This window comes from Vibrio sp. YT-18 (assembly GCF_033337345.1).
Classification (GTDB): Bacteria; Pseudomonadota; Gammaproteobacteria; order Enterobacterales; family Vibrionaceae; genus Vibrio; species Vibrio alginolyticus.
In genome coordinates this window covers 1-14,708 of record NZ_JAWOQO010000011.1, presented here as the reverse complement: position 1 = coordinate 14,708, position 14,708 = coordinate 1, and the positions used below count along the sequence as shown (strand labels likewise).

General features: G+C 44.5%; 12 protein-coding genes and 1 pseudogene. 7 read left to right on the top strand and 6 right to left on the bottom strand.

The genetic code is table 11. The annotated features are described in order from the left end of the window. Position 1 precedes the first annotated feature (1 nt). Positions 2–3,163 (top strand): efflux RND transporter permease subunit, encoded by a 3,162-nt coding sequence (locus R7M72_RS15600; RefSeq protein WP_206949121.1) that lies wholly within the window; start codon positions 2–4, stop codon positions 3,161–3,163. A 187-nt stretch (positions 3,164–3,350) separates the two neighbouring features. Continuing rightward, on the top strand, positions 3,351–3,806 hold the full coding sequence (locus R7M72_RS15595; protein WP_017635039.1) for a MarR family winged helix-turn-helix transcriptional regulator: 456 nt from the start codon (positions 3,351–3,353) through the stop codon (positions 3,804–3,806). 44 nt (positions 3,807–3,850) lie between these two features. On the opposite strand, the gene R7M72_RS15590 is transcribed toward R7M72_RS15595, so the two are convergent. Beyond that, positions 3,851–4,807, bottom strand: a complete 957-nt coding sequence (locus tag R7M72_RS15590; protein ID WP_005388415.1) for an AEC family transporter — start codon at positions 4,805–4,807, stop codon at positions 3,851–3,853. A 601-nt stretch (positions 4,808–5,408) separates the two neighbouring features. On the opposite strand from R7M72_RS15590, the gene trpS reads away from it, so the two are divergent. Beyond that, positions 5,409–6,431, top strand: a complete 1,023-nt coding sequence (gene trpS / locus R7M72_RS15585) for a tryptophan--tRNA ligase (protein WP_315956940.1) — start codon at positions 5,409–5,411, stop codon at positions 6,429–6,431. Positions 6,432–6,515: 84 nt separating this feature from the next. Here trpS and R7M72_RS15580 read toward each other — a convergent pair whose 3' ends face one another. Together R7M72_RS15580 and R7M72_RS15575 are read right to left on the bottom strand one after the other, a co-directional pair. Beyond that, positions 6,516–7,472: an ATP-dependent dsDNA exonuclease gene (locus R7M72_RS15580; RefSeq protein WP_315956941.1), complete on the bottom strand. Its 957-nt coding sequence runs from the start codon at positions 7,470–7,472 to the stop codon at positions 6,516–6,518. Continuing rightward, on the bottom strand, positions 7,469–8,797 hold the full coding sequence (locus R7M72_RS15575) for a sphingomyelin phosphodiesterase (protein WP_258475023.1): 1,329 nt from the start codon (positions 8,795–8,797) through the stop codon (positions 7,469–7,471). The genes R7M72_RS15580 and R7M72_RS15575 overlap by 4 nt, the downstream gene beginning before the upstream one ends. A gap of 290 nt (positions 8,798–9,087) precedes the next feature. Here R7M72_RS15575 and R7M72_RS15570 point away from each other — a divergent pair, with 290 nt between their 5' ends. Then, complete coding sequence (locus R7M72_RS15570) at positions 9,088–9,321, top strand: hypothetical protein (protein WP_213910989.1); 234 nt, start codon at positions 9,088–9,090, stop codon at positions 9,319–9,321. Next, positions 9,318–9,548: pseudogene (locus R7M72_RS15565) on the top strand (methyl-accepting chemotaxis protein); the annotation flags it as partial. The gene R7M72_RS15570 and the pseudogene R7M72_RS15565, both read left to right, overlap by 4 nt. A 125-nt stretch (positions 9,549–9,673) precedes the next feature. Here R7M72_RS15565 and miaE read toward each other — a convergent pair. After that, on the bottom strand, positions 9,674–10,444 hold the full coding sequence (miaE, locus tag R7M72_RS15560; protein ID WP_005388968.1) for a tRNA isopentenyl-2-thiomethyl-A-37 hydroxylase MiaE: 771 nt from the start codon (positions 10,442–10,444) through the stop codon (positions 9,674–9,676). Positions 10,445–10,541: 97 nt separating this feature from the next. After that, positions 10,542–11,306 carry a hypothetical protein gene (locus R7M72_RS15555; protein ID WP_005378247.1) on the bottom strand — a complete coding sequence of 255 codons (765 nt, stop codon included), beginning with the start codon at positions 11,304–11,306 and terminating at the stop codon, positions 10,542–10,544. A 313-nt stretch (positions 11,307–11,619) separates the two neighbouring features. On the opposite strand from R7M72_RS15555, the gene cysB reads away from it, so the two are divergent. Both cysB and R7M72_RS15545 read left to right on the top strand, forming a co-directional pair. Continuing rightward, positions 11,620–12,594, top strand: a complete 975-nt coding sequence (gene cysB, locus R7M72_RS15550) for an HTH-type transcriptional regulator CysB (protein WP_005388967.1) — start codon at positions 11,620–11,622, stop codon at positions 12,592–12,594. 53 nt (positions 12,595–12,647) lie between these two features. Next, on the top strand, positions 12,648–13,844 hold the full coding sequence (locus R7M72_RS15545) for a methyltransferase (protein ID WP_318056243.1): 1,197 nt from the start codon (positions 12,648–12,650) through the stop codon (positions 13,842–13,844). Positions 13,845–13,937: 93 nt separating this feature from the next. Here R7M72_RS15545 and R7M72_RS15540 read toward each other — a convergent pair. Continuing rightward, the coding region (locus R7M72_RS15540; RefSeq protein ID WP_318056242.1) for an alanine dehydrogenase at positions 13,938–14,708 on the bottom strand (771 nt) is incomplete at its 5' end.

The following is a 14,708-nucleotide window of genomic DNA, read 5'->3' as shown; positions in this document are numbered from 1 at the left end:
CATGGCACGATTTTTTATCGATCGTCCGGTATTTGCTTGGGTTCTCGCGATTCTAACGATGTTGGCGGGGGTAATGTCATTATTCAATTTACCCGTCTCGCAATACCCAACGATTTCACCGACGACGATCACCATCAGTGCTCGCTATCCAGGTGCATCAGCAAAAACCGTTGAAGACTCGGTAACGCAGGTTATCGAGCAAAACATGACAGGATTAGATTACCTTCGCTACCTATCATCGAGCAGTGATGCATTTGGTAATGCGACAATTACCCTGACGTTTGATAGCGAAGCTGATCCTGATATCGCGCAAGTACAGGTGCAGAACAAACTGCAATTGGCATTGACTTCATTGCCGATGGAGGTACAAAACCAAGGTATTGTCGTCAATAAATCCAATACGGCATTTCTCATGGTTGTCGCAGTTTATTCTGAAGATCCTGACTTTACAGAAAACGATATCGGCGACTTTGTTGTAACGAATATTCAAGACCCGATAAGTCGTGTAACTGGTGTAGGACAAGTGCAGGCGTTTGGTGCGCAGTATGCAATGCGAGTTTGGCTGGACCCTTTTAAGCTTACGCAGTTCAACTTGACCGCAATCGATGTAGCGAACGCGATCAGTGAACAGAACGCGCAAGTTTCTTCAGGTCAACTGGGTGCGGCACCTGCGCAGGAAGGTCAGTTGTTGAATGCTACGATTTCTTCTGCAAGTCGTTTGAGCAGTGTAGAAGAGTTCCAAGACATCATTCTTAAGTCCGACGCCAGTGGTTCGAATGTTTATTTGAAAGATGTAGCTCGCGTTGAGCGTGGTGCAGAAAGTTATGATATTCGAGGCCAATATAATGGCTTCCCAGCATCGGGGTTAGGTATTTCATTAGGTACTGGCGCAAACGCGCTTGAGACAGCCAATGCGGTGAAAGAGCGTTTAGAACAACTGAGTGCAACGTTCCCAGAAGGGTTGCAGATTGCTTACCCATTTGAAACAACGCCATTCGTCAAAGCCTCGATTCAAGAAGTGGTTAAAACGCTATTAGAAGCCATTCTTCTTGTGTTCTTAATCATGTACCTGTTCTTGCAGAACTTCCGTGCGACGATCATTCCAACGATCGCAGTGCCTGTCGTATTGCTCGGAACCTTCGCTATTTTGTACGCGACTGGATTTAGCGTAAACACGTTAACCATGTTCGCGATGGTTCTGGCTATCGGTTTGCTGGTGGACGATGCCATCGTTGTGGTGGAAAACGTCGAGCGTGTGATGCATGAAGATGGTTTAGAGCCCAAAGAAGCGACCAAAAAATCGATGGGGCAGATCACTGGTGCCCTGATTGGTGTGGGGTTGACGCTTTCAGCGGTATTCGTCCCTATGGCGTTTATGTCTGGTTCTACCGGGGTTATTTACCGTCAGTTCTCGATAACTATTGTGGCGGCTATGACGCTTTCCGTTTTGGTTGCGATAATTCTGACTCCGGCATTGTGCGCTACGTTGCTGAAAAAAGGCGATGCTGAGCTTCTAGAGAAGAAAGGCTTCTTTGGCTGGTTTAACCGCAAGTTTGATGCGATGACAGCTGGCTATGAAACCGGTGTTGCTAAACTTCTAAAACGCACAGGTCGCATGTTGGTTGTATTTTTGGCAATGAGTGCAGGTGCTGGCTGGTTATTTATGAACCTTCCAACGTCATTTTTGCCAGATGAAGACCAAGGCACAGTATTCTCAATGGCTATTTTGCCGCCTAACTCAACACAAGAACAGACGGAAAAAACACTTGAGAAAATGCGTGACTTTTACCTAGTAGACGAAAAAGACAATGTAAAATCCGTCTTCTCCGTTGCTGGATTTAGTTTCGCAGGCCAAGGCCAAAATATGGGTATGGCATTTATCGGCCTGAAAGATTGGTCTGAGCGTGAAGCGCCAGGCGCCGATGCAGCTTCCATTACTGGTCGAGCGATGGGGTACTTCTCTACTATTAAAGAAGCTTTGGTGTTTGCGTTCGCCCCTCCAGCGATTCAAGAGCTAGGTAACTCGACAGGTTTCGATTTCTATCTCCAAGACTCGTTGAATAAAGGGCACGATGCATTAGTTGCGGCTCAAGGGCAGCTTCTGGGCATGGCAGCACAAAACCCGAAACTTGTTGGTGTTCGTCCAAACGGTCAGGCAGATGCGCCAATGTACAAAGTGAACATTGACCACGTCAAACTTCGTGCTTTGGATGTCAGTATCAATGACGTAAACCAAATCCTGTCAGCTGCATGGGGCGGGGCTTACATTAACGATTATATTGACCGCGGTCGTGTGAAGAAAGTGATGGTGCAAAGTGATGCGGAATACCGCATGCAGCCAAAAGACTTCGACTCATGGTACGTACGCAACGCTAAAGGAGAGATGGTGCCTTTCTCTGCTTTTGCGAGTGGCGAGTGGACCTATGGTTCTCCTCTTTTGCAGCGCTTTGATGGTTTGCCAGCAATGAACATTCAAGGCGGCGCAGCTCCTGGTGTAAGTACTGGTGAAGCCATGGAAGAAATTGAAGCAATGGTAGAAAAGCTACCAGAAGGTTTCACGGTGAACTGGAATGGTATTTCGTATGAAGAGCGCCTTTCCGGAAACCAAGCGCCAATGCTATATGCGCTATCTATCCTCGTCGTATTCTTAGTTCTTGCCGCTTTGTATGAAAGTTGGTCAGTACCTTTCGCCGTGGTGTTAGTTGTTCCTCTTGGTGTGCTTGGTGCTGTGCTTGCGGTAATGACGCGCAGTATGGATAACGATGTGTTCTTCCAGGTGAGCTTATTAACGACGGTCGGCTTGGCAACCAAAAACGCGATTCTGATTGTTGAGTTTGCAAAGGACTACTATGAGAAAGGCGCTGGGCTTATCGAAGCAACCTTACATGCTGTTCGCGTTCGTCTGCGCCCAATTATCATGACATCGCTTGCTTTTGGTTTGGGTGTGGTACCACTTGCCATCAGTTCAGGTGTGGGATCGGCAGGTCAAAACGCAGTAGGTACCGGCGTACTTGGTGGCATGATCAGTGCCACGATATTGGGTATATTCTTCGTCCCAATCTTCTTTGTAGTGGTTGAGCGATTATTTGATCGACGTGCGAGAAAAGAGTCGGAGGAAGAGCTGTCTGAGACCAGCACTAAACCCACTCAGCAAAGCGAGTAGGACTCGGTTGTTTTAACTGAGTTATACTAGTGATAATTAACACGATTAAAGGGCGCTTCGGCGCTCTTTATTTTATGTTTTCACTTGGTGGTTACCGTCTATGACGCGAGCCTGAAAGACGGCGTGTTGTGTGCAGTATCAGCACAGCCTTTTCGACCGAATGGAAGCCTAAAGAAGAAAAACGACGATGAAAGATCAGAAAATTTCCCCAATTTCCGTTTTGGATCAAAGCCCTATGTTTGTCTGCGGTGTGATGCAGCGCATGTACCGCAATCGTGCCCAAGCCGAGCTCTCTCGGCAAAATTTGATGACACTAGAAATGGCAAGTGCACTGGCCGCTTTAGAAGAATTTCAACCTATGAGCCAGCAAGCGTTGGCTGATGCGGTTCGAACTGAGCGAAGTGTAGCAAAGCGGATGGTGGACAATCTGGAAAAGAGAGGGTTTGTTCAAGTGTCTAAAAGTAAATCGAATCAGCGCCTTAAAATGCTAAGCATGACAAAAGAGGGGGCAAATGCTTTAAAGCAAGTTCATCAAATCATGACGAATTTACAGAAAGAGTTTTTTTCTTGTTTGTCGGAATCTGAAGCGAGTGAATTTTTTCGTCTGGTAAGAAAGCTCACTTTTGCGAATCACGACCAGTAACTGACATCAATGCCGTTTAGCGTCTTTATTTTATCGCAGACCAATTATATTAAGTTGTAGAACTTAAGAAATAGGATGCCCAACGTACAGGTCACGGTAGAAAGCACCGTAGTGAGTGCGATGATATTTGCGGCTAATGTGGCATTGCCCCCCATGGAACGCGCCATGACATAGCTGGCAGCAGCGACTGGAGAGGCGTTCATAAAGAAAAGAATACCTAGCTCAATTCCTCGAAATCCTACTAAGTAAGCTCCCATGGTGATGATGACTGGCGCTACGATGAGCTTGTAACTGCTCGCAAACCAAGATGGACCTTTCTCTTTTCTCATCAAGCTAAAGTCAAGTGAGCCACCCGTACACAACAGCGCCAAAGGCAATGTCATTTTGGACAAGTAGTCTCCTGCGTCAATAACCACATTCGGTACTGGAATAGCGAGTAAATAAAAAGCCATTCCTAGAACAATGGAGATTATGAGCGGATTCCTAGTCAGTGTTCGGCCCATCATCTTTGCTGCTTGCGAGGCAGACGTTGCCCCCTTGGGCGATAAGCAAATTACCGCTTGGACGTTATAAATAAATGTGGTGACCGCGACATAGAGCGCTGCTAGCGCCACACCTTGAGAACCATACGCATTGGCAACGTAAGCGATACCAATAATACCTGTATTTGCTCGGAACCCACCTTGGATGAGAACGCCTTGGTCAGGCGATGCTTTGAACAGAAGTTTGACGGAAAGGTAGGTGAAAATGAAAAACGAAATACTAGCGATGACGCCGAAATTGACGAATCCACTTGCCGCGGAAAAGTCGTGTTCTGAAGCCACAATGCTGACAAATAACATTGCAGGCAAGGTAACTTGAAACACCAGTTTAGAGCCTACTTCGATAAAATTATCGTTGATTAGACCAAAGCGCTTAAAAAGAACGCCAAGTACCAACATCAAACAGATAGGTCCGGTTATCGACAAAGAGAATTGCAACTGATGTAAAACAGCTTCCATGTAAGTATCCGCAGCAAAAGAAAAAAGTGTTCCTGTTGCCTATTAAGCCACAAACCCGGAGGGTAGGACAGTAACGTGATGAAATTTTCTTCTGTTGTAGGTTCCGGAGTCATTTACACTCCAAGTTATGGACGAGGTCCCAATTTAACAAAGCGGTACTGGTCCTACGTGCGATATGTTGGTTAACTCGTTGTCGTGATGCATCCACATGCGTATTAGATGTGAGGGCTGGTCATCGTAGTTATGGATAGGAGTTCATCAATGAAAAGGAAACACAACAAAACTGTACTGTGTGCGTTTGTCTCTGGTTCGGTATTTGGTGCGGTTTTGGTCATTGCGATGTCTTTACCAATGTAATCCTCTTAATTGGCTGTTGGAACACTCACTCTAATTCAGTACAAAACAGATTGAGTTCTGCGGTGTGTGCTGTTAGTTTAAAAAACATGAAAATACACGTTCGCCCTTCATTAACAACCTTCTCTTGGTGGCGCTCTAAATAGAGCGGCGCGGAATACTTACATTCTTAAGCTGCTGGATGGTAGCTAAGAGTGTTTGATCTTTTTATCTCCAGTAGCGATCTATTAAATACTTGGAGACAAATATGAATAGCCATAAAAATACATCTCAGCGTGAAATTATACTTACCGGAGATCGAGCAACAGGTCCATTACACCTAGGGCACTATATTGGTTCATTGCAACAACGAGTCAAATTGCAAACGGAGCACGAGCAAACGATCTTGGTTGCGGACATGCAAGGGCTGACGGATAACGCGCATAACCCATCAAAGGTATCCTCTAATATTCTCAATGTCGTTGCAGATTATTTGGCTGTTGGTATCAACCCCACTCAAACTACGATCACGTTGCAGTCTCAAATTCCAGCGTTAGCCGAGTTGACAATGTATTACAGTAATCTTGTTTCTATCGCACGATTAGAGCGAAACCCCACGGTTAAAAATGAGATTCAAAGTAAAGGCTTTGAACGCTCTATTCCCGCAGGCTTTTTAACGTATCCAATTTCTCAAGCTGCTGATATTACGGGGTTTCATGCGACGCTAGTACCAGTGGGTGATGATCAGCTGCCGATGTTGGAGCAAACTAATGAAATCGTAAGAAAAATAAACCATCTAGGTGGAAAAGAGGTTCTTAGAGAATGCCGTCCATTACTTAGCGATGCACCTCGTTTGCCGAGTACTAACGGTAAAAATAAGATGTCTAAAAGCATGGGGAACGCAATCAACTTAGGGGCCTCCGAAAAGGAGATTTCCGCGGCAGTGAAATCTATGTATACCGATCCCAATCATCTGAAAATTGAGGACCCTGGCCAAGTCGAAGGGAATATTGTATTTATCTACCTCGATGCTTTTCATCATGATAAAAATTATGTCGAACAGCTAAAAGACCATTATCGACGAGGTGGGTTAGGTGATGGTTTGACCAAGAAAGTGTTAGAAGAATGCTTACAAGAGATGCTTCGCCCTATTCGAGAAAAGCGCGCTATGTATTTGAATGATAAAGCGCAGCTGATTGATATTTTAAAACAAGGTAGTGAGCGTTCTCGCGAGAAAACCGAAAAAGTGCTATTTGATGTGAAAGATGTATTTGGTTTAAATTTGTTCTGAATTAAAAGTAGAGAGTTGAACATAAGGCACGACGGCTGGTTAGCAACGTGCCTTTTTAAGTTCCCAGTCAGTCAAAGCGCATTATTAAGAAGAAAAAAATTCACGACGAAAATCCGCGACTTCTTGTTGGTAATAGCTTTGCCATTCCGGTTCTGACAAATTTGAATGGCTTGTGGCTCTCTCTTTTCTGAGCCTGGACTCAAGTTGTTGCAATGCTTGTTGGTAACCTCTGACTTGCTCTTTTTGCTCAGCAATTTGTTGCTCACGAGCGTGAATGTTTTTAGTTTCTTCTTTCGTTAAGTAAGTTCGTTCTAGCTCTGCGATGATCGCCAAGCGATCTGGTAGGCTCATACTATTAGGAATCAGGGTGACCGCACGCTCATATTTTTCCTGGTCGCTTGTTAGCCCGATAGCACCTGCATGTTCTTGCCAGTCAATGGTGAGTTGCTCGAAAGCTCGCAAAAAGTTATCTGGGCTTTGAGTGTCCAGCTTTTGGGCTTCTAAGTTGAAATCGTACAGCGCGAACTCATCCGCAAAAACAACATCAGCCAATTCCCCCCAGATGCTTCTTGCTTCGTTCTTCAGCTGTGCAACACGCGACGCCAGTGATTGTTGCTCATCAAATAACAAATTTCCTACACTCTCTTGCCATTGGCTGCTGAGCTGAGGGTAGTTCGCCAAAAGCTGGAATCGAGCTGAAGATAAATGCGCCTCAAACAAGGCGACCTGCTCTTCACAACTACGGTTCAACATACACTCTTGCCAAAACGTCTCAAGTTGGGCGACAAGTTTCCTGCCTTTGAGTTGAGTTAATCGCTCAGTCGTTATTTGAACTGTGGAAGGGAGCTTAGCTGTTTGTGGTGAAGTATCTGTATCGGGCACGATGCTGCTTGTTTGTGGTGATGTACTGGAGACACTCTGATTTTTTGTCTTAGGGAAAGGAGAGGAAGCGAGCTCTTCTTTTTGAACATCGTGACTGAAAGTTAAAAATATCATGCCCGCCATAATGGCGGACATGATTATCAAAGCGATTTTCTTCATGGCTTGATTGTTGCGCTTACTGGGAAATGGTCAGAAAGGTTATAGTGTTTCCATAAACTCTCTGCGGTTGTGCGCGGCACGTCTACACGGTTGTCATTGAATGATTTCACCCCGTATTCACTACTCACCATAACATAGTCAAGGTATTCCACGTTTTCGCCACCTGATAACGCTTCACCTGCGAAGTTATTGATACGGGGATCAAAGGTTGACTCCGTGTAACCAGAGTACTGAGGCTCTATGGCGCTTAAGTTAGCGATCATTTGTTGGTAGTCACCAGGGAACTTTCTTTTGTTGACGTTAAAGTCGCCGCTGTATACCACAGTTTCGCTTGAAGGAATGTTAAGAGATTGGGCGAGTGCGCGGATTTGTTTGAACTGGCGCTGACGATACTCACGGGCGGTGTCTGTATCGAAAGATGCGGTATGGGTAGCAAACACATGGTAAGCCTGACCACCTTTAATTATTTCCGCATAATTTACGCCTTTATCGGCAAAGCAGTCTGTACCAGAGCAATCGGGAAAGACATATTGCGCTTCATTCACGATAGGGTAGCGACTAACTATGATTACGCCACCATCATGAATATTAACGCCTTCTTTATCTAACATCTTTGTTTGGTAAGGATATTCCTTGGCTAACTCACGTAAGAATGCTTCACGACCGCTGGCAAACACCTCTTGCAGCGCCAAAACATCGTAACCTTTTACATGTTGAGGAATCAGTTCGTAACGATCTCCAATGTGCGATGCAATAGCCGTCAACGCCCAGATGTTATAAGTCATCAACTTAAGGTTTTGTTCTTCGCTGTCGACAGACTCCGCTACCTTGCTTGGCGTGATGGTGTAGTAAAGATCATCATATCGAGCGGTACTGTCTGACTTAAATGCCAGTTCGGTTTCTCTCGTACCAAAAGCTTTAGTGTTGGCACGATGAATGTTACGATCATCTTTGAGAGATAACTCGACATCGGCTGCGGATAAGCCGTATTCAATGGTCGAATTGTACCAATGGCCTTCCATTATTTGATTGAGTGTTATGCTTTCACCTTCGGGGCTAGAAACCACCGTTTCAAAACGGTAAGTTTGATTTGATTTCACGCCCTCCCAGCGGTTGAAGCTTAATACAGATTTAGTTTCCCACGGACCAAGTACCTGCACATGTTGTTGCCACTCTTCTCCGTATTGAAGCAAATCACTACCTTCATGTTTTACTTGAATAGTTAACGGTTGATCAGAGTTATTCGTTAGGTAAACGTCGGTATCTGCAATGCTGGGTAACGCTATCAAGCTACTTAATAAAAGGCTCCACTGCGAAAATTTCATCTTATTTTTCCATCATTTGAACTAGAGCAATCATTCTTGTTTATAAATGTTACTTGCACGTTAAATATGGATGACATCTAAGCCAGTGCTGAAAATTGTTATCAGAATGTGATCTTTATTCAATGGTGAGGGTGGAGGTATGAGTGTGTGGCCGTTGAAGCGGTGGAAAATAATACCAACAGTCAACGAATTGCATTCACTGCAATCAAGCTGTCATCTTTGCTCTATAAGTTGTGCGGCGTCATTCATCTAGCCATATGGCTAGAACTCAAATTGATAGATAGAGCACCATGGCTAGAGCAGTAAATCCAACCGATGAAACCATCATTAAATTGTTACAAGAGCAAGGTCTGATTAGAAGTGAAGCAGAAGCGCGTTTAAAGAAAGAGGTGTACCGCTTGCAGCCTAATGAGATAGCAAAAGTAAAAAATTATGCCCAGCATTTTGGGATAAATGCGAAAGAAAAGCTCATCGATGAGATCTTGGATCTACGCCGAGAAGCGCTCATGAAAAGATGTAGATAAAAGAAATTGAACATTCTGTCGATAACATAGCGCAAATGAGCACACAAATCGCAACGGCGTGCAGTGAGCAGAATTCTGTATCCGAAGAGCTGAATCGCAGTGTGGAGCATATTAATAGTGCTTCAACAGAGATGGCTGAGGGAGCTTCACAAACGGCTGTGGCTTGTCAGCAGATTAGTAGCCTAGCGCACAACTTGAAAACTCGAATGGGTTCATTCCAGCTCTAGTTGTTGTGTTTCAGCTTTATTCCTAACCTCATTGCTACAATAAATAAGCCGGACGAAATTTCCGGCTTATTTATTCTCTGTCTATATAAGTTCAGAGTATGCTCAACCTTGGGAGAATATGCTCGCTAGGCTGGAATACCACTGTGAAACTTAAAATCTGTATCTGGCGTAGAAATTAAATCTGCCTCTATACGTCCAAAGTAGGCGATGCGCTCGCTGATATCTTTGCCTGCGATTTGCTCCGCTAATACAAGATAATCCTGGTAATGGCGTGCTTCTGAACGTAATAAAGAAATGTAGAACTTTGCGATATCGTCATCCATATGTGGTGCTAGTTTGGCAAAACGCTCACAAGATCGGGCTTCGATGTACGCACCAATGATGAGTTTATCGATCAGCGTTTCCGGCTCATGAGTCTTCATATGCGAAATCAGTCCTTTAGCATAGCGACTTGCTGGAATATTTTTATACTCAATTCCACGACTTTCCATGATCTCTAAAACTTGATAAAAGTGGTGTAACTCCTCTTTTATCAAAAGCACCATCTTATCGATCAAATCTTGGCTGTATGGTGAGTCGGACTTAGCCATGATTGACTTAGAAATATTGCTCTTGCCTTTTAAAGTTTCCAATGAGCCTACGTTACGGTAAGCAAAATCTTCGTAGGGCTTAAACCAGTCAAGTAGAGCATGTGAACTGGATTGGTCAACGGCATACTTACGAATTAAAAACATGGCAGATTGGCCAGCTTTTAGTTCGCACAGTAGGTGGTCTAACAAAATGGTTTGAAGGTTCTCTGGTTTCTTTGCTTCCTCTACCCATTCATCAGGTGTACTGCATTGCAGAAATTGGTTAATGGGAGCAAGAAGATCTTGATAGGCGTCTAGATTCATCATTTTAGTTTTAGTACTTCACATTTTTATTGGGCATATCCGTTGTCTTGCGGATAGAAAAAAGGCTGCAATTGCAGCCTTTCTTGACCTGAAGTGAATGTTACCACTTTTTCTTCTCGCCGAAGAGTGCTTCCATGTCATTGTCACGCTCTTTGTCAGCAATCTGCTGCATTTCAGCATCGCTTTTATCTTGGCGCTTTTTATCTAAGTCACCCAACATCTCTTCAAGCTTTTGTTTCGCTTGAATAGAATAAGGATCGCTCTTAGTGCTCAAAGCATCGATACCTTTACGCAGCAGTTGAAGCGCGGTGCCTGGTTGACCACGAGCGATAGAGTCGTTTGCTCTTTTGATGACATTTTCAATGTTGATGCGAATTTGCATCGTTTCCAAGCGCGCATTTTCGGTGACGTAAGTCTGGGTATCCAATCGGCCTTTGTTGTGCTCGTTACGGATAGTGTCGCGAAGTCGTTTAACCAGCTTAAGCATGACGATAGCTTGTTTATCACTACTCGGCATCTTGAAAGTGGTACTCTCGCCAGTAGGACCATTCTCTTTTAGCTGCGTAATCTGCTGCTTCATATTTTCGATACGTTGAGCAAGTTGCTTGTTCTTCGGGTCCAGCTCATGCATGCTCTCTAGCGCGTCAAGAATACGATTGTTTAGACACAGCAACAGCTCTTTACTAAAAGGGATATGGTGCGCATGACCAATCAACTCTTCAGTACCATCTATCAAGGCTACATATCGCGCTGATTCCTGCCTTTTTGCGGTTTCAACTTTAACCTTATATTGCAACATAATGTTATAGCCTAGGATTAACACCAGTAGGATGGCTACCAAAGCGATTATTAAACCAATATTCATATCTTTGCGTCTGCTTTACTTTTCTGCGGCTAGCGTTAAAGAATACATGAATCTTATCTTACTCGGCACCTTATTTGTTTGATTATTTTGTCTCTCCCACGTTTTAGTTACTGATAGAAGTCACATCATAGAACTTCGGTCATTTATTGGCTCAACTTTGTGCATATTGTTTCTTGCTTGAAGATTATTAGTATGTGATTGAGGTATAAGTTAGAAATTGCTGTTCATTTCGATTTGAACGCGTTATAACTAATTATTATATCGCTCGCTTGAGTGGCCAATAAACTCTCTCATGAATAAGTAAGGGATTACGATGAAACTGCAGCAGCTGAAGTATATTGTTGAGGTTGTAAACCATAATCTGAATGTATCTGCAACGGCGGAAAGCTTATATACCTCTCAGCCAGGTATTAGTAAACAGGTTCGGTTGCTGGAAGATGAGTTAGGTATTCAGATTTTTGAACGTAGCGGTAAGCACTTAACGCAAGTGACGCCAGCTGGAGAAGAAATTGTACGTATCTCTCAAGAAATTCTCGCTCGTGTAGAAAGTATCAAAGCGGTGGCTGGAGAGCACACCCATCCAGAAATGGGGACGCTGAATATCACCACGACACATACGCAGGCTCGTTATGCACTGCCAGATGTCATCAAAGGTTTTACTTCTCGTTATCCAAAAGTGTCGTTACACATGCACCAAGGTACACCGTCACAAATGTCTGAGGCGATAGCTAAAGGCACTGCGAATTTTGCGATTGCGACAGAAGCTCTTCACTTATATCAAGATGCCATCATGCTGCCTTGTTATCACTGGAATCGTTCAATAGTTGTGCCTAAAGACCACCCACTAGCGAAGAAAGACAAAGTAACGATCAGTGATCTTGCCGCTTACCCATTAGTCACTTACGTGTTCGGTTTTACTGGTCGTTCAGAGCTGGATACAGCATTCAACCGCGAAGGTTTAACCCCGCGAGTGGTGTTCACGGCAACTGATGCAGACGTCATTAAAACTTACGTTCGTATGGGTATTGGTGTGGGTGTGATTGCAAGCATGGCTGTGGATGAAGAGCAGGACGGTGACTTGGTTGCAATAGATGCGAGCCATTTGTTTGGCGCGAGCACCACGAGCATCGGCTTCCGCCGTGGTACATTCTTACGCTCTTACATGTTCGATTTTATGGAGCGTTTTGCACCGCACTTAACGCGTCCAGTGGTTGAGCAGGCGATTTCGTTGAAGTCTAATGCAGAAATCGAAGAGATGTTTAAAGACATCGAGCTTCCGGTGAGATAACACTTCATTGATGTTTCGATTCCCTCTACAATGCGCTCGTTGTAGGGGGAGCTATGAAAACGCAATTTCAGTTTATTAATGACTGCTTAATCGAAAACCAATCTTTGTGGCGATTCGAGCCTTTTAAAAGCAGCATTCACACATCATTACCTTGGCAGGAGCAACATCCTCGACTGTGCCAATGGCTAGCGTCTCTTACTCCCTCTCAAATCGAAGAATACAAAGCAGCACCAGAACTCGCGTTAAAAGCACTTAGTCCGTTTTTGCCTGAGCTTGAACAACTCGCAGAACTGACTCATTTAGAGCTTTTGTCGTTAAACGGCTTGGAACTCGCTCGTGGTTTAGATAACGGTATTCCGGGACGTAAGTTGGAGCAAATTAGCTCGATGGGTGAAGCTGCAATTCAACAACACTGTGGCGAAGAATGGCTAGAATGGTGCTCAGGTAAAGGTTACTTGGGGCGAATCCTGACAACGCAAACCGATCAGCCTGTAACCAGCTTTGAATACCAACAAGCACTGTGCGATTCGGGGCAACAAGCAGCCAATGAACATCATTGGAAGATGACGTTTATTCAAGGCGACGCGTTTGATAGCAAAGCGAAAGCCGTGTTTAAGCCAACGCAACACGCAGTAGCACTGCATGCATGCGGTGACCTTCACGCTCGTCTAATGCAGTACGGCAGTGAAAATGGGATTGCTGCGATGACCATATCACCTTGTTGTTACCACTTGATTCAGTCGGAACAATACCAGCCGATGTCGGAACCGGGCAGGGCTTCTTCTCTCTCATTGTCTAAGCAAGAACTGCGTATCCCATTACAACAAACGGTGACAGGAGGAGAGCGCGTGCGTCGTCATCGTCAGCAGGAAATGATGTTTCGTCTTGGGTTTGATTTGATCACGCGACAAGCTTTGGGAATGGCAGAGTATCAGCCTGTGCCGAGTATCCGTAAGTCGCAATTAAGTGATGGTTTTGAATCTTTATGTCGCTGGGCAGCGGAGCAAAAAGGCATTGTTCTTCCTCAAGAAATCGATTTCTCTCATTTTGAAAAGTTAAGCGAACAACGCTTCTGGCAAATGGAGAGAATGAGCTTAGTGCAACTTGTTTTTCAACGTCCGTTGGAGATCTGGCTCGCATTAGACAAAGTGCTTTATCTTGAAGAACGTGGTTACCGTGTTAGATTGTCAGAGTTTTGCCCTAAATCGGTCACACCTAGAAATATTTTAATTTGTGCATATAAGATTTAGTTATTCTTTATAGCCAAACGCTCTATATGAAAAAGCCCACTTATGAGTGGGCTTTTGTAAACAAAACGTGACAAGTTATGTTTTATTTTGTCATTAATTAAACATAGCGATAGCTTGAGTTGGTTCAACGTATTCCAAGTCAAAGCTTTCTGCTACTTCTTTACATGTTACTTTTCCGTGAATAACGTTTAGACCTTCAAGGAAGCCTTTGTCTTCTAGAAGTGCTTCGCGGTAGCCTTTATTTGCTAACTTCACGATGTATGGAAGCGTAGCGTTGTTGAGTGCAAATGTTGAAGTGCGAGCAACTGCGCCAGGCATATTTGCTACACAGTAGTGAACCACTTCATCAACGATGTAAGTTGGATCTGCGTGAGTTGTCGCGTGTGAAGTTTCGAAACAACCGCCTTGGTCAATTGCCACGTCAACCACTGCTGCACCAGGCTTCATCTTAGCAATGTGCTCTTTAGTGACCAGTTTAGGTGCTGCTGCGCCAGGAATTAGAACGGCACCGATAACAAGGTCCGCTTCTAGAACATGCTTCTCGATAGCGTCTTCAGTAGAATAAACCACTTTTGCGCGACCTTGGAATTCTTCGTCAAGCTTACGAAGTGTGTCTACGTTACGGTCTAGAATAGTGACGTCAGCGCGAAGGCCAACCGCCATACGAGCAGCGTTTGCACCAACAACGCCACCACCAACGATAACGACTTTTGCAGGTTCAACACCAGGTACGCCGCCTAGGAGCAGACCACGACCGCCGTGCGATTTTTCCAACGTTTGCGCACCAGCTTGGATAGACATCCGACCTGCCACTTCTGACATTGGTGCTAACAGTGGCAAACGACCCATATTATCTGTTACAGT

Excerpts from the sequence above, each read along its gene's own strand:
- R7M72_RS15600 (WP_206949121.1), top strand. The coding sequence starts at position 2 with ATGGCACGATTTTTTATCGATCGTCCGGTATTTGCTTGGGTTCTCGCG.
- R7M72_RS15595 (WP_017635039.1), top strand. The coding sequence starts at position 3,351 with ATGAAAGATCAGAAAATTTCCCCAATTTCCGTTTTGGATCAAAGCCCT.
- R7M72_RS15590 (WP_005388415.1), bottom strand. The coding sequence starts at position 4,807 with ATGGAAGCTGTTTTACATCAGTTGCAATTCTCTTTGTCGATAACCGGA.
- trpS (WP_315956940.1), top strand. The coding sequence starts at position 5,409 with ATGAATAGCCATAAAAATACATCTCAGCGTGAAATTATACTTACCGGA.
- R7M72_RS15580 (WP_315956941.1), bottom strand. The coding sequence starts at position 7,472 with ATGAAGAAAATCGCTTTGATAATCATGTCCGCCATTATGGCGGGCATG.
- R7M72_RS15575 (WP_258475023.1), bottom strand. The coding sequence starts at position 8,797 with ATGAAATTTTCGCAGTGGAGCCTTTTATTAAGTAGCTTGATAGCGTTA.
- R7M72_RS15570 (WP_213910989.1), top strand. The coding sequence starts at position 9,088 with ATGGCTAGAGCAGTAAATCCAACCGATGAAACCATCATTAAATTGTTA.
- miaE (WP_005388968.1), bottom strand. The coding sequence starts at position 10,444 with ATGATGAATCTAGACGCCTATCAAGATCTTCTTGCTCCCATTAACCAA.
- R7M72_RS15555 (WP_005378247.1), bottom strand. The coding sequence starts at position 11,306 with ATGAATATTGGTTTAATAATCGCTTTGGTAGCCATCCTACTGGTGTTA.
- cysB (WP_005388967.1), top strand. The coding sequence starts at position 11,620 with ATGAAACTGCAGCAGCTGAAGTATATTGTTGAGGTTGTAAACCATAAT.
- R7M72_RS15545 (WP_318056243.1), top strand. The coding sequence starts at position 12,648 with ATGAAAACGCAATTTCAGTTTATTAATGACTGCTTAATCGAAAACCAA.